General features: G+C 60.6%; 9 protein-coding genes. 2 read left to right on the plus strand and 7 right to left on the minus strand.

Translation table 11 applies throughout. The annotated features are described in order from the left end of the window. Positions 1–3: 3 nt before the first annotated feature. The 6 genes from BM438_RS13305 to BM438_RS13330 form a co-directional block, all read right to left on the minus strand. Positions 4–1,419 (minus strand): LLM class flavin-dependent oxidoreductase, encoded by a 1,416-nt coding sequence (locus tag BM438_RS13305; protein WP_093634713.1) that lies wholly within the window; start codon positions 1,417–1,419, stop codon positions 4–6. A 42-nt stretch (positions 1,420–1,461) separates the two neighbouring features. Next, the gene (locus BM438_RS13310; RefSeq protein WP_093634714.1) at positions 1,462–2,301 is read right to left on the minus strand and encodes a MetQ/NlpA family ABC transporter substrate-binding protein; all 840 of its coding nucleotides are present in this window, start codon (positions 2,299–2,301) and stop codon (positions 1,462–1,464) included. Positions 2,302–2,690: 389 nt separating this feature from the next. Continuing rightward, on the minus strand, positions 2,691–4,322 hold the full coding sequence (locus BM438_RS13315) for an efflux transporter outer membrane subunit (RefSeq protein WP_093634715.1): 1,632 nt from the start codon (positions 4,320–4,322) through the stop codon (positions 2,691–2,693). Between the two features lie 13 nt (positions 4,323–4,335). Further along, on the minus strand, positions 4,336–7,521 hold the full coding sequence (locus BM438_RS13320; RefSeq protein ID WP_093634716.1) for an efflux RND transporter permease subunit: 3,186 nt from the start codon (positions 7,519–7,521) through the stop codon (positions 4,336–4,338). Positions 7,522–7,595: 74 nt separating this feature from the next. Next, positions 7,596–8,807, minus strand: coding sequence for an efflux RND transporter periplasmic adaptor subunit (locus tag BM438_RS13325; protein WP_093634717.1), 1,212 nt, complete (start codon positions 8,805–8,807; stop codon positions 7,596–7,598). A gap of 45 nt (positions 8,808–8,852) precedes the next feature. Then, complete coding sequence (locus tag BM438_RS13330; RefSeq protein WP_093634909.1) at positions 8,853–9,707, minus strand: alpha/beta hydrolase; 855 nt, start codon at positions 9,705–9,707, stop codon at positions 8,853–8,855. A gap of 174 nt (positions 9,708–9,881) precedes the next feature. Between BM438_RS13330 and BM438_RS13335 the strand changes: the two genes are divergently transcribed. Continuing rightward, the gene (locus BM438_RS13335) at positions 9,882–10,886 is read left to right on the plus strand and encodes a LysR family transcriptional regulator (protein ID WP_093634718.1); all 1,005 of its coding nucleotides are present in this window, start codon (positions 9,882–9,884) and stop codon (positions 10,884–10,886) included. A gap of 223 nt (positions 10,887–11,109) precedes the next feature. Then, positions 11,110–11,418 (plus strand): DUF4148 domain-containing protein, encoded by a 309-nt coding sequence (locus BM438_RS13340; protein WP_054039092.1) that lies wholly within the window; start codon positions 11,110–11,112, stop codon positions 11,416–11,418. Positions 11,419–12,226: 808 nt separating this feature from the next. Here BM438_RS13340 and BM438_RS13345 read toward each other — a convergent pair. Continuing rightward, positions 12,227–13,300 carry a purine-nucleoside phosphorylase gene (locus tag BM438_RS13345; RefSeq protein WP_093634719.1) on the minus strand — a complete coding sequence of 358 codons (1,074 nt, stop codon included), beginning with the start codon at positions 13,298–13,300 and terminating at the stop codon, positions 12,227–12,229. Between the last annotated feature and the right edge of the window lie 73 nt (positions 13,301–13,373).

The following is a 13,373-nucleotide window of genomic DNA, read 5'->3' on the forward strand; positions in this document are numbered from 1 at the left end:
CTCTCAAGCGTCCACGGTGGATCGCGCGCCGCTTTGCGTAATTGGTACATTACGCCGATGCTGCGCGCCGGCATGCACCTCAGGCAGTCGCGCGCGGCCGCCGCCGAAAAGCTTTTCGCGCAGCGTCGGCGCCGGATCGTAGTCTTCCTTGTAGACGCCGCGATTCTGTAATTCCGGCACCACCAGGTCGACGAAGTCTTCAAACGATTCGGGCATGACCGTACGCGTCAGATTGAATCCGTCGACGCCGGCCTCTTCTATCCACGACACCAGCTCGTCCGCGATCTGCTGCGGCGACCCGACTACGGGCTTCGCGCGGCCGCCGAGCGTCATCTGTTCGAGCACCTTGCGTTTGGTCCATACACCACTCACGCTCTTCTTCGAAATCGCTTCAACGGCCGATTGCATCGATTCGGTCTTCACATACGAAATCGGCTCGTCCAGTTCGTACTGTGAGAAGTCGATGCCGGTCGAACTGGAGAAATGCGCAATGCCACCCTCAGCGCTCGCATAACGCCGGTACTCTTCGAATTTTTCCTGCGCAGCGCGTTCTGTTTCGCCGACTACAGCGGTGATGCCGGCAAAGATCTTGATATCGTCCGGCGCGCGGCCGAAGCTAACCGCCCGTGCGCGAATGTCGTCGACAATGGAACGCGTGAGCTGCTTGTTCTGGCCGCCGACAAACACGCATTCCGCGTGACGCGCCGCGAAATCAACACCCCGGCTCGACGAACCCGCCTGATACAGCACAGGCGTGCGTTGCGGCGACGGCTCGCTCAGATGAATGGCGTCGATCGAATAGTACGGACCGTCGTGTTTCACACGATGCACCTTGTCAGGATGCGAGAAGATACGCGCCTCGCGATCGCGCACTACCGCGTCGTCTTCCCAGCTTTGCTCCCATAGCTTGTAGACCACGTCCATGTAATCGTCCGCGCGATCGTAACGGTCGTCGTGGCTGATCTGCTGCGCGAGACCCATGCCGCGTGCCGCGCTGTCCAGATAGCCGGTGACGATGTTCCAGCCGACCCGGCCCTTCGTCAGGTGATCCAGCGTCGACATGCGGCGCGCGAACAGGTACGGCGGCTCGTAAGTGAGATTCGACGTGACGCCGAAGCCAATATGCTTCGTCACGTGTGCCATCGCGGGCACGATCAGCGAGGGATCGTTGATCGGAATCTGCACCGATTCGCGCAACGGAGTTTCCGGGCCGCCCTGATAAACGTCGTATACGCCGACGATATCCGCGAGAAAGATCCCGTCGAACTTGCCGCGCTCGAGCGTTTGCGCGAGGCTCGTCCAGTAGTCGAGGTCGGTGTAATGCGCCGAACGGTCGCGCGGATGCGTCCACAGACCATGATTGATGTGACCGACCGCATTCATATTGAACGCGTTCAGCAGGATCTTTTTCTTCGCCATCGTGCGGCTCCTTGCTGGTTGCAACGTTGCTAGCGGCGCGCCTTACCAGGCGACGGCGTAGAGGCTGCCGAAGGCTTTGTCGAGCGCCGCGCGCACAGCGGGCGAATGCTGATAGATCGAGATGAACTTGCGGATACGCGGATCATTTGCGCTTTCCGGACGCACGACCCACTGGATCGCGTAGTTCTTGTTTTCCAGACCGTCGAACAACAATGCGCTATTCGGGTCGGTGGTGCCCGCGAGCTTGATGAAGCTCGGGTAGCCTTGGGCGAGATCGACGTCGTCGAGCGAGCGGGCCAATTGCGAGGCCTCGAGCTGAACGATCTTCAGGTGCTTCGGGTTGTCGATGATGTCCAGCGTCGTAGCGCGATAGTCAATGCCTGGCGTCAGCTTGATGAGACCGGCGCGTTGCAGCAACAACAGACCACGACCGCCGTTGACCGGATCGTTAGCGATGGCAACGGTGGCGCCGTCTTTCAATTCATCGAAGCGTTTGATCTTTTTCGAATACAGGCCGATCTTCATGATCGTGCCCGGTGCGATCGCGACGAAGTTATAACCGCCCTGCTTCTTCGCGTTCTCGAGAAACGGGATGTGCTGGAAATAGTTGACGTCGATATCCTTGTTGGCGAGCGCCGCATTCGGCGTATTCCAGTCGGTGAACTCGATGATCTTCACGTCCAGCCCTTGCTCCTTCGCTTCGCGCGCGGCGACTTTGAGCGCCTCGATTTGCGGGCTGGTGGCAGTGCCGATTTTCAGCGTGGGCGTGTCCGCCGCGATCGCGGGCGTAGCGGACAACGTTAGCGCGAGGCCGAACGCGCCGAGGAACGTCAGCGTCCGCGCCTTGAAAAAACGCCGTGCAGTGGTCAGAGAAATACGCATGGTGAGCTCGTTAGGATAGGGGCGTGGTGTGTTTCGAGGCGAGCCGGTCCCGCGGCATGCGGGCAGGCGCGCCGAAATCGGTCGGACAACAGAAATCTGCAGCGCGCGGTTTAACCGGCGTGCGGCAGCGATAGAACGCGCGGGCGGATCAGCGCGGACAGCGGCAGGTCGGACAGGTCATCGCCTCTCTCCAGATGAGGTGCGAATCATCATAGACGGCGGGAAACCGGCGGTCTACGAACGGATTTTTGGAAGGAAAGCCGGAAAAATGATTTGGGGCTTGCCCCATGGAGCAGGCACACCACGTCACCAAAGAAAAAACGCCGGGCCGCGCTTTCGCGCAACCCGGCGTTCTTCACCAGCCAACAAACTAAAACTAAACCTAAACCTTAGCGCTTCGCCACCTGTTCCACCGACGCAGAAGCAGACGTAGACGTAGAAGCAGACGCACCAACCGCACCCGAAGCCGGCGCAACCGCCCCCACCGCCTCATCGCCCGCAGGCTTCACATCACCCCAGCCGCCGCCCAGCGCGCGAATCAGATTGACCGTCGCCACCGCCTGCGTACCCGACAGATGGCTCGCCTGCAGTTGCGATGTCAGCACCTGCCGCTCGCCGTCGATCACATCCAGATAGCTGACCGCGCCTTCCGTGTACTGTGTGCGCGACAGATGCGCCGCGCGTTGCGAGGCCACGACTGCATCGTTCTGCTCGCGAATCTGATCGTCGAGCAAACGCAGATCGGCAAGGTTGTCCTCGGCCTCACGGAACGCCACCAGCACCTGTTGACGATACTGCGCGACATCTTCGTCGTACTTCGAGCGAGCTTGCGCGAGGTTTGCCTTGCGGCGGCCACCGTCGAACAAAGGCAACGTCAGCGCGGTACCGGCGAATGGCCCGAGAATAAACGCGCGGCTCGACCACTTGAACAGATCGCCCAGCGTCGCCGATTCAAAACCAGCCGCACCCGTGATATCGAGCTTCGGGAAAAACGCCGACTTCGCCAGACCGACCCGCGCATTCGCCGCCATCATCGCCCGCTCCGCCGCCGAAATGTCCGGTCGACGTTCGAGCAGAGCCGAAGGCAAACCTGGCGGCACACGCACCGTCACCGGCACGAGCGGTGCCTCCGCGAACGAGAAATCCGCCGGCGGCTTGCCGAGCAGAATCGCCAGACTGTGCTCGGAGGCCGCGCGCTGACGCGCCACGCCCACTGCATCGGCACGCGCACTCGCCAGTTCGTTGCGAGAACGCGAAACATCCAGCTCACCGATATCGCCTTCCCTGAAACGGCGCTCGACCAGCTTCAGCGTGTCCTCGCGCAACGCCACGGTACGGCGGTACAGATCCTGATCCGTGTCGAGCTCGCGCAACTGGAAGTAGTTCTGCGCAACGTCGGCTTGCAACGACAACTGCACCGACCGGAACAACGCTTCACTTTGCTGCTCGTCCGCCCGCGACGCATTCACGTTCGAACCAACCCGCCCGAACAGATCGGTTTCATACGATGCGCCAACCTGCGCACGCCAGATCGTGCCGTTCGTCCCGCCCGCACTATCCGGCTGAAACTGCGAGGCCGCCGAAGCCCGTTCACGCGTCGGGCCGAAGCCCGCGTCGAACTTCGGGAACCAGTCCGACTTCGCCGCTTGCGTCACCGCACGCGCCTGTTGCACACGTGCCGCAGCCGCCTTCAAGTCCTGATTCGCGGCAGCCGCCTGCTCTTCCAGCGCATTGAGTTGCGGGTCGCCGAAAATCGTCCACCATTCGCCACGATGCGCATCGTCGGAAGGCTGAGCCTGCTTCCAGGTGCCCGTGTCCTGCGGCGATGCGGCGGAGGTAGCCGATGTAGCCGACGCTCCGGACGCAGCCGACGCAGCAGTCGGCGTTTCCTTGAACGCAGCCGGCGTATCCACATCTGGCCGCTTATACGTGGGCTCCACGGAGCAGGCCGCGAGCAACGCCAGCAGCAAACCGCTGGCAGCCGCTCTGCCCCACCCGCTTAAAGATTCAAAACGCTTCATTATTATTTTCTCCTCAGGCGTCCGTCACCGGCGCACCAAGGTGCGGCGCGTCTTTCTGCGCGACGTGAATCGTCCCGCCCGCCAGCGTACGCAGCACCACATAGAACACAGGGGTCAGCATCAGGCCGAACAGCGTCACGCCGAGCATGCCGAAGAACACTGCGATACCCATCGCATGACGCATCTCCGAACCCGCTCCGCTCGAGAGCACCAGCGGCACCACACCCATGATGAAAGCGATCGACGTCATCAGAATCGGCCGCAGACGCAAGCGGCTCGCCTCGATCGCCGCCGCCAGCGGCGTACGCCCGTCATGTTCGAGTTCGCGAGCGAACTCGACAATCAGAATCGCGTTCTTCGCCGACAGCCCCACCAGCACCATCAAACCGATCTGCGTGAAGATGTTGTTGTCACCACCCGTGAGCCACACGCCGGTCAGCGCAGACAGCACGCTCATCGGCACGATCAGAATCACCGCGAGCGGCAGCGTCAGGCTTTCATACAACGCGGCCAGCACGAGGAACACGAGCAGCACGCTAATCGGGAACACCCACAGCCCCGCATTGCCGGCGATGATCTGCTGATACGTCAGGTCGGTCCATTCGAGCTTCACGCCATGCGGCAAGGTTTCCGCCGCTACGCGTTCGGCCGCGGCCTGCGCCTGGCCCGACGAGAAGCCTGGCGCCGGACCACCGTTGATGTCGGCAGCCGTATAGCCGTTGTAACGCACCACCATTTCCGGACCGTAGGTAGGCGTCACCGTCACCAGCGACGACAACGGCACCATGTCACCGGTAGCATTGCGCGTCTTCAGTTGCAGGATGTCATCGGCACGTTGACGGAACGGCGCATCAGCCTGCACCCGCACCTGATACACACGGCCGAAGCGGTTGAAGTCGTTCACATACAGCGAGCCCAGATAGATCTGCATCGTGTTGAACACGTCCGTGACCGGCACGCCGAGTTGCTTGGCTTTCACGCGATCCAGGTCGACGTTCAATTGCGGCACGTTGATCTGATAGCTCGAGAACGTCGGTCCGAGTTCAGGCGTTTGCGCTGCCTTCTTCACGAACGCTTCCGCAGCCTTGTTCAACTCTGCGTAGCCCACCGCACCATGATCTTCCAACTGCATCTTGAAGCCGCCCAGCGTACCCAGGCCAAGCACAGGAGGTGGCGGAAACACCGCGACGAACGAATCCTTGATCGCGCCGTACTGCTGGTTCAACGCACCGGCAATCGCGCCGGCCGAGAGTTTCTTGTTGCCACGCTCCTTGAAAGGCTTCAGCGTGACGAACACGATGCCCGCGCTCGAACTATTGGTGAAGCCGTTCACCGACAAACCAGGGAACGCCACCGCGCTTTCCACGCCAGGCTGCTTCAAGGCAATCGCACTCATGTCGCGGATCACCTTTTCCGTGCGGTCCAGCGATGCACCGTTCGGCAATTGCGCAAACGCAATCAGGTATTCCTTGTCCTGCGCCGGCACGAAACCGCCCGGCACGACGCGCGAGATCAGCACCGTTGCACCCAGCAGGATCGCGTAGACCGCGAGCATCGCGCCCTTACGACGCAGCACGCCTTTCACGCCACGGCCGTATTCCGTCGAGCCGCGATGGAACACCTTGTTGAAGCCCTTGAAGAAGCGGCCCAGCACGCGATTCATCACACGCGTCAGGAAGTCTTCCTTGGCACCATGGCCACGCAACAGCATCGCGGACAACGCCGGCGACAACGTCAGCGAGTTGAACGCCGAGATCACCGTCGAGATCGCGATGGTCATCGCGAACTGCTTGTAGAACTGACCCGTCAAGCCGGTCATGAAAGCGAGCGGCACGAACACGGCAACCAGCGTCAGCGCGATGGCGATAATCGGCCCGCTCACTTCCTGCATGGCCTTATAAGTCGCATCGCGCGCACTGAGCCCATTTTCGATGTTCCGCTCGACGTTCTCCACCACCACGATCGCATCGTCCACCACGATCCCGATGGCCAGCACCATCCCGAACAACGACAACGCGTTGATCGAGAAGCCGAACGCCAGCAGCAACGAGAACGTACCGACAATCGACACCGGCACTGCGATCAACGGAATGATCGACGCACGCCACGTCTGCAGGAACACGATCACCACGATCACCACCAGCGCGATCGCTTCGAGCAGGGTGTGAATCACCGCCTCGATACTCGAGCGCACGAACTGCGTCGGGTCATAGACGATCTTGTATTCGACGCCTGCCGGCATGTCTTCCGCCAGTTCCTTCATCGCGGAACGAACCTGGTCGGAAATCGCGAGCGAGTTCGCGCCCGGCGCCTGGTTGATAGCGAGCGCCACAGCAGGCTTGTTGTCGAGCAGCGAACGCAGGCCGTATTCCGACGCCGCCAGTTCGACGCGTGCGATATCACGCAGGTATGTCACGCCGCCATCCGGCGCAGTTTTGACGATGATGTCGCCGAATTCGCCCTCAGTCTTCAAACGACCACGCGCATTCACCGACAACTGCAGTTGCGTGCCCGGCACCGAAGGCGATGCGCCGATCACACCGGCTGCCACTTGAATGTTCTGCTCACGGATTGCGTTGACCACTTCGGTCGCCGTCAAGCCACGCTGTGCGACTTTCTGCGGATCGAGCCAGACACGCATCGCGTAGTCGCCCGAACCCCACAACTGCACTTCGCCGACGCCCTGAATCCGCGCCAGGCGGTCCTTGACGTTGAGCAACGCGTAGTTGCGCAGGTACGTCATGTCGTAGCGATTGTTCGGCGAGATCAGGTGGACCACCATCGTCAGCGTCGGCGAACTCTTGATGGTCGTGATGCCAAGCCGTTGCACGTCTTCCGGCAGGCGCGGCAGCGCCTGGTTGACGCGGTTCTGCACGAGCTGCGTCGCCAGGTCCGGATTGGTGCCGAGCTTGAAGGTCACCGTCAGCGTGAGATTGCCGTCGCTATTGGCTTGCGACTGCATGTACAGCATGTTCTCAACGCCGTTGATCTGCTCTTCAAGCGGCGCCGCAACGGCCTCCGCGATCACTTTCGGATTGGCGCCCGGATATTGCGCGTGCACCACCACCGAAGGCGGCACCACTTCCGGGTACTCCGAAATCGGCAGCTTGAAGAGCGAAATAATGCCCCCCAGCAGGATCAATACCGATAGCACACCGGCAAAGATCGGTCGATCGATGAAGAATTTGGATATGTTCATGGGAAGCTCTTAACGTTGGAGCATGCGCCTGCTACGGCCAGTCAACGAGACTGGCCAAGCGCGGCACACGAGACTCACGAATTCTTGTCCGCTGCTTTTGCTCGCGTCTGCGCAAGCGGCGCGCTGTTCGGATCCTGATCGGTGGTCATGGGCACCATGTGAGCGCGCACTGCATCGCCCGGACGTACGCGCTGGACACCGTTCACGACGATCCGGTCGGTTGCCTGCAAACCGCCCTTGACGACGCGCAGGTTGCCCTGCATGCCGCCCACTGCGATTTCCCGGTACACGACGTGGTTGCTCTGATCGACCACCAGCACGAACTTCTTGTCCTGATCGGTGCCCACTGCGGCGTCGTCGATCAGCAGTGCCGGATGCGGCTCGCTGCCGCCGACCTTCACGCGCGCATAGAGACCAGGGATCAATGCACCGTCCTGGTTATCGAAGCGCGCGCGCACCCGGATCGTGCCGGACGACGTATCCAGCCGGTTGTCGACGGATTCAATCGTGCCGCTGCGCGAGTAGCCGCTTTCATCCGCCAGCCCCAGGTCCACGGGCACCTTGCTGCCATCCTTCGCGCGGCTCAGGTACTGCAGATAGGTTTGTTCGTCGACGTCGAACGATGCGTAGATCGGCGAAACCGACACCAGCGTGGTCAACGGCGCCGCGCTTGCACCCGCCGACACCACGTTGCCCACCGTGATTTCGGCACGCGAGACGCGGCCCGACACCGGCGCGACGATCTTCGTGTAGCCGAGATTGATACGCGCGGTTTCGACGGCGGCTTGCGCGGCCTTCAGGTTGGCGCTCGCTTCGCGCGCCGCGTTCTGCTTCTCGTCGTAATCGCGCTTGGCGATCGCGTTGTCGGCGATCAGGCGTTGCGCACGCTCCCAATCGCTTTGCGTATAGCCCGTACGCGCCTGCGCCGCCGCGACCTGTGCTTCGGTGCGATCGACTTCAGCCGCGTACGGCCGCGGATCGATGACGAACAGCGTGTCGCCCTTCTTCACAAGGGCGCCGTCCTTGAAATTGACGGACACGATCGTGCCCGGCACTTGCGAACGGACGTCCACTTTTTCGACCGCTTCGAGGCGGCCCGAATAGCTTTGCCAGTCGGTGATGGTCTTTTGCACCACGGTGGCCACGTCGACTTCCGGCACGATGGTCGGCGCAGCAGGCGAGCTCGCGTCGACGCGGATCGCGCCGAACGTACCCAGCCCGGCCACCACGATGACGGCTAGCACGGCAATCGCCACACGGCGACGGGAAAGAGGAAGGATGGTCATGAGAAGCTCCCGGTATCGTTGATTAAAGTTTTGCTTATTGGTGTCTCAGCGATGGGCGCGTGCATCGAAGCGCCACTGAAAAAATCGCACCGCTTCCTGCAAGGCGGGCGGATGGTCGGCCAACGCGGCGTGCGAAACGCTGGGATAGCGGACCACCTGGGTCAGCACACCCGCGTCGATCAGACCGCTCGCGTATTTCTCCGCTTCCACGTGCAGCACGTCGTTTTGCGCCGTCGCGATCAGCGTGGCAGGCAGGCCCGCGAGGCGCGACGATTCGAGCGGCGCGGCATACGGATGCATGCGTTGCGACGCTTGCGGCAGGTACGCGCGATAACACGCCGCGCATTCCTTCGCGGTGATATCTGAGCCGAGGCGCTTTTCGTCGCCGAGGCGCGTCAGGCTTGGATCGAGCATCGGTCCGAACAGCGCTTGCGCCGCAATGCGCACGTCGCCGCGATCACGCGCGATGAAAGCGAGGCAGTTGGCCAACTGCCCGCCGGCATCGTGGCCCGCCACGCCGACCTTCTTGCTATTGCCGCCGAACGCGCGTGCTCGTGTCTGCACCCACAGCGCCGCGCGATGGGCGTCTTCAGGCGCCGCCGGAAATGGGAACTGCGGCGCCAGCGAATAACCGACCGAAACGACCAGAGCCGGTAAGTGTTCTGCGAAATACCGGGCAGCGAAGTCCGCCTGATCGATCGAGCCCTTGGTAAAACCGCCACCGTGGAAGTAAAGCAATACCGGCAGTGCGGTTTTCTGTGCCTGGCGGTACAAACGCAACGTAATGTCCTGTGCGTGCCCTTCGATCTGCACGTCAGTGACGTCGAGTGCCGTGCTGTCAGCCTGTGCCGGGCCGCTGCCGGCGGGCACAAACGAGTACGGCGGTTTAAATGCATCCATGTCGAGCCGCGCAATGCGCATAGAACTTCAATGGTGCGAATTGTGGGTTCGGCAGACTCGTAAATAAATGCCTATAATCCGGCAACACAATTCGGCGCCCCTGAACAATCGAATGCGATTGCTCTGCGGATTCGATTCCTGCTCGGTGCGTCCGCCCCTTTCTGGAGGTTTGCAATGGACCGGCTTCAGGCCATGCAAGTGTTCACGCGCGTCGTCGACACCAACAGCTTTACCCGCGCGGCGGAAACGCTCGATCTGCCACGCGCATCAGTTACCACCATCATTCAGAACCTCGAAGCGTTCCTCGGCACGCGTTTGATGCACCGGACCACGCGGCGTTTGTCGCTGACGCCGGACGGCGCGGCGTATTACGAACGCTGCGTGCGCATCCTCGCGGACGTCGAAGAGACCGAGGCCAGCTTCCAGAGCGGCAATAAAAAGCCGCACGGCAAGCTGCGCATCGACATGCCGGGATCGATCGGGCGTTTGCTCGTGATCCCTTCGCTGTGTGAATTCCACACGCGTTACCCGGACATCGACCTGCAGCTCGGATTGACGGACCGGCCCGTCGATCTGCTGCAGGAAGGCGTGGATTGCGTGGTGCGGGTGGGCGCGCTACAGGATTCCTCGCTGGTGGCGCGCCGTATCGGTCTGTTCGAGGGCGTGACATGCGCGGCCCCCAGCTACATCGAACGGGCAGGCATGCCGACTTCGCTCGAAGACCTCGAGAATCACAAAGCAGTCAATTATTTTTCGAGCCGCACGGGGCGCACGATCGATTGGGCCTTCATGGTTGATGGCAAAGAAGTCGAAGTGAAGATGAAGAGCATTGTGTCGGTGAACGACGCCGATGCTTACGTAACGTGCGGTCTGGAAGGCTTCGGCCTGTTTCAGCCGGCGCTCTTCATGGTGCTGCCGCATCTGCGTTCGGGACAGCTGGTTGAAGTGTTGCCGGAGCTGAAACCTTTGCCGATGCCGATTTCCGCAGTCTATCCGCACAGTCGGCATCTGTCGCCTAAAGTCCGTGTTTTCGTAGACTGGATTGCCGAGCTGTTCGACCGCTGCCCGTTGCTGAGCGGACGCGGCAGTCTCGACGCGATGTGCACGAAGCGCACTTTCGAAGAACGCGAATCTGCTCCGATAGCCGACACGCCGGTGATAACGGAGTGGGTTGCCTGATTCGCGTGAGTTGAAGTACAGATTATGGAAAAGTGAATTTCAACCGCGGCTCTAATGCCGCGGTTGCCCTGCAGTAACCAGCTAGCACGCACGTCGTCACGATTGTTCTAGATTCGCGACAATTCATTTCGCGAAAGTGCGATTTATCCTCATCACCTCGAAGTCTACATTTCACCCTGTCGCAGCGCCGCTCGTGCTGCAAACGAATCGACAGGAGTGAATCATGAAGCGCAATCTCTTAGCAGGTCTGGCTCTTTCGCTGCTTGCCAGCGCACCGGTGTTTGCTCAAAGCAACGGTGGGGGCATTGGGCATGCTGGCACGTACCAAACGTTGCCTGCTCCGACTACCGTCGGCAAAACGCGTGCTGAAGTTAATGCTGAACTGGTCGCTGCGTATCGCGATGGTTCGCTGCCTGCGTTGAATCGTACGTCGTATCCGAATAAAGGTCTGATTGGTCAGACGCAGGCTGCGCGCATTGCATTGCAGGAAGGGACTAGTGGCGATGTTACTCGCGTGGCGAATGGGCAGTAAGGCGAATGCGCCGCGATGATTCGGTTTCCAAAAGAAATTTTCATCGCGGTGGGTTGTTTGCACTCTTTATAAAGGAGCATGTTATGACACCGTCTGAACTTGATGATTGGGATGTGGATGTGGGGGCGTGGGTGCCATTTCGGGCGCCGCAGCGGTAAGGCTTTGGTTTTTGTTTTTGCCTTCGCGGCGCTTGTTTGTCAGTGTTCTTAGGACTTTGGCCTTTCCTTGATTTGTTAGTGGTTTATTAGCGTTCCCCCTGTGCGGGGGGGCACCTACTTTTCTTTGCCGCCGCAAAGAAAAGTAGGCAAAAGAAAGCGGCTCAAACCGCTAATGCTAAGCGGGAACCGTGGTTTGCCTGGGGTAGTGGTGCGACTGGAATCCGTGCTCTCGCACATTCGGCGTTAGTGACAAAGGATTCATCAGCTCCCACTCCGCACTTCGTGCGTCGCGGACGGGTTTGCATGGGAAACCACGGGCTTCGATTGAGGTCCATGAATGCCGAAACGCAGCGATTGGTTTTATGAGCGGCTCTTCGGCGCGCGCAGCGCCGCCGGAAGTATGACGCCCTTGTCACAAGCCTAAGCAGCGGCACGAACACAGATTCCAGTCGCACCACTACCGTGAGCGAGCTGCGGGACCCGCTTAGCAGGGGCTTCTAGCCGCTTTCTTTTGCCTACTTTTCTTTGCGGCGGCAAAGAAAAGTAGGTGCCCCCCCGCACAGGGGGAACGCTAATAGACCACTAACAATTCAAGGAAAGCCCAAAGCCCCAGGAACACGGACAATAAGCGCCGCCAAAGGCAAAAAAACCTACCTCTTAGGCACCCCTTCCCGCCACTCCCCCCAATGAGTAGCAATATCCTGCACAAGCGGATTCCCAGACCTATAAAGGTTCTCAATAGCAATAGTAAAGCCCCCCTGCGCAGCATAGTTAAGCAAATTATCAGCACTAGTCTGCCCGTCATATGGCCGATCAAAATCAGACCCAGCCCGCAGCACCGCAACGCGGCTCAGGTCAACCTTATGCACCGAGGCCGCGCGCTTAAGCGCCTCATACGTCGCGTTATCCTCCTGCTGCGTCGTGCAATACACGCCATTGCCATCCGTCAGGATCTTGGTCCAATCCCGCGCCCGCTGCCCAAGCAGCGTCCCCGACCACCAGGTGTCGCCGGCGAGTGTGTCGCACTGAATGACAGTCGGCGGCCGATTCGCCGGCGCATACGAATACTTGGCCCGCGCAGCCTGCGCCTGAGCGCTATCAGACAGCACAACGCTACGCGACAAGGCAAACGCCGTATCGGCTAGCTGGGTATTCAACTGGAACACCTCCGTCCGATAGTCGAGCGGTGGCTTAGCCGTCGGACTCGTGGTGTTGATCCCCAGGTATCCAGTATTCCAGCCAGGCGGAATCTCCCGTCCATCGATCTCCCACTGAATCCCGAAGTCGACCAGGTACTTCGCCCACGCGGCGGATCCGACCGTGCCCTGCTGCGGATCAATCCCGGCAATCCCCGCCACCATAAAGTACGTATGCCGCAAATCGAAACGCGATGAAAACGTCAATGCCATAATCGACGCGGCAGCGTTGCTATGCCCCATGCCCGTGGTCATGACACACACGTCCTGCTTATTGCAATGAACCGTCGGGTAGTCGGGCGATAAGCCATCGACCGTAATCTCGCGCCATGGACCCAGCCGATCGAGCCATACCTGCCCTTCCGGCCCAAACATCGAAATGATCATCACCTTGACCGGCCGCCCGTGCGAGCCGCCGTCGCCTTGCGAGAAACCGTCGTTGTCGTCCGCGCTGGCAGGACCGGATGTAAAGGCGGCGCAGGCCGCGAGTGCAATGGCAGAGATTGCGCCAAGTGTGCGAGTCAGCATCGTAATTCTTCCTTTTTGCTCGTGATGCAGATTGGGAGAAAGGCCGCTTTCAAGCCGAAAGAAGTATAGATGC

It is taken from the genome of Paraburkholderia aspalathi, assembly GCF_900116445.1.
Classification (GTDB): Bacteria; Pseudomonadota; Gammaproteobacteria; order Burkholderiales; family Burkholderiaceae; genus Paraburkholderia; species Paraburkholderia aspalathi.

Excerpts from the sequence above, each read along its gene's own strand:
- BM438_RS13305 (WP_093634713.1), bottom strand. The coding sequence starts at position 1,419 with ATGGCGAAGAAAAAGATCCTGCTGAACGCGTTCAATATGAATGCGGTC.
- BM438_RS13310 (WP_093634714.1), bottom strand. The coding sequence starts at position 2,301 with ATGCGTATTTCTCTGACCACTGCACGGCGTTTTTTCAAGGCGCGGACG.
- BM438_RS13315 (WP_093634715.1), bottom strand. The coding sequence starts at position 4,322 with ATGAAGCGTTTTGAATCTTTAAGCGGGTGGGGCAGAGCGGCTGCCAGC.
- BM438_RS13320 (WP_093634716.1), bottom strand. The coding sequence starts at position 7,521 with ATGAACATATCCAAATTCTTCATCGATCGACCGATCTTTGCCGGTGTG.
- BM438_RS13325 (WP_093634717.1), bottom strand. The coding sequence starts at position 8,807 with ATGACCATCCTTCCTCTTTCCCGTCGCCGTGTGGCGATTGCCGTGCTA.
- BM438_RS13330 (WP_093634909.1), bottom strand. The coding sequence starts at position 9,707 with ATGGATGCATTTAAACCGCCGTACTCGTTTGTGCCCGCCGGCAGCGGC.
- BM438_RS13335 (WP_093634718.1), top strand. The coding sequence starts at position 9,882 with ATGGACCGGCTTCAGGCCATGCAAGTGTTCACGCGCGTCGTCGACACC.
- BM438_RS13340 (WP_054039092.1), top strand. The coding sequence starts at position 11,110 with ATGAAGCGCAATCTCTTAGCAGGTCTGGCTCTTTCGCTGCTTGCCAGC.
- BM438_RS13345 (WP_093634719.1), bottom strand. The coding sequence starts at position 13,300 with ATGCTGACTCGCACACTTGGCGCAATCTCTGCCATTGCACTCGCGGCC.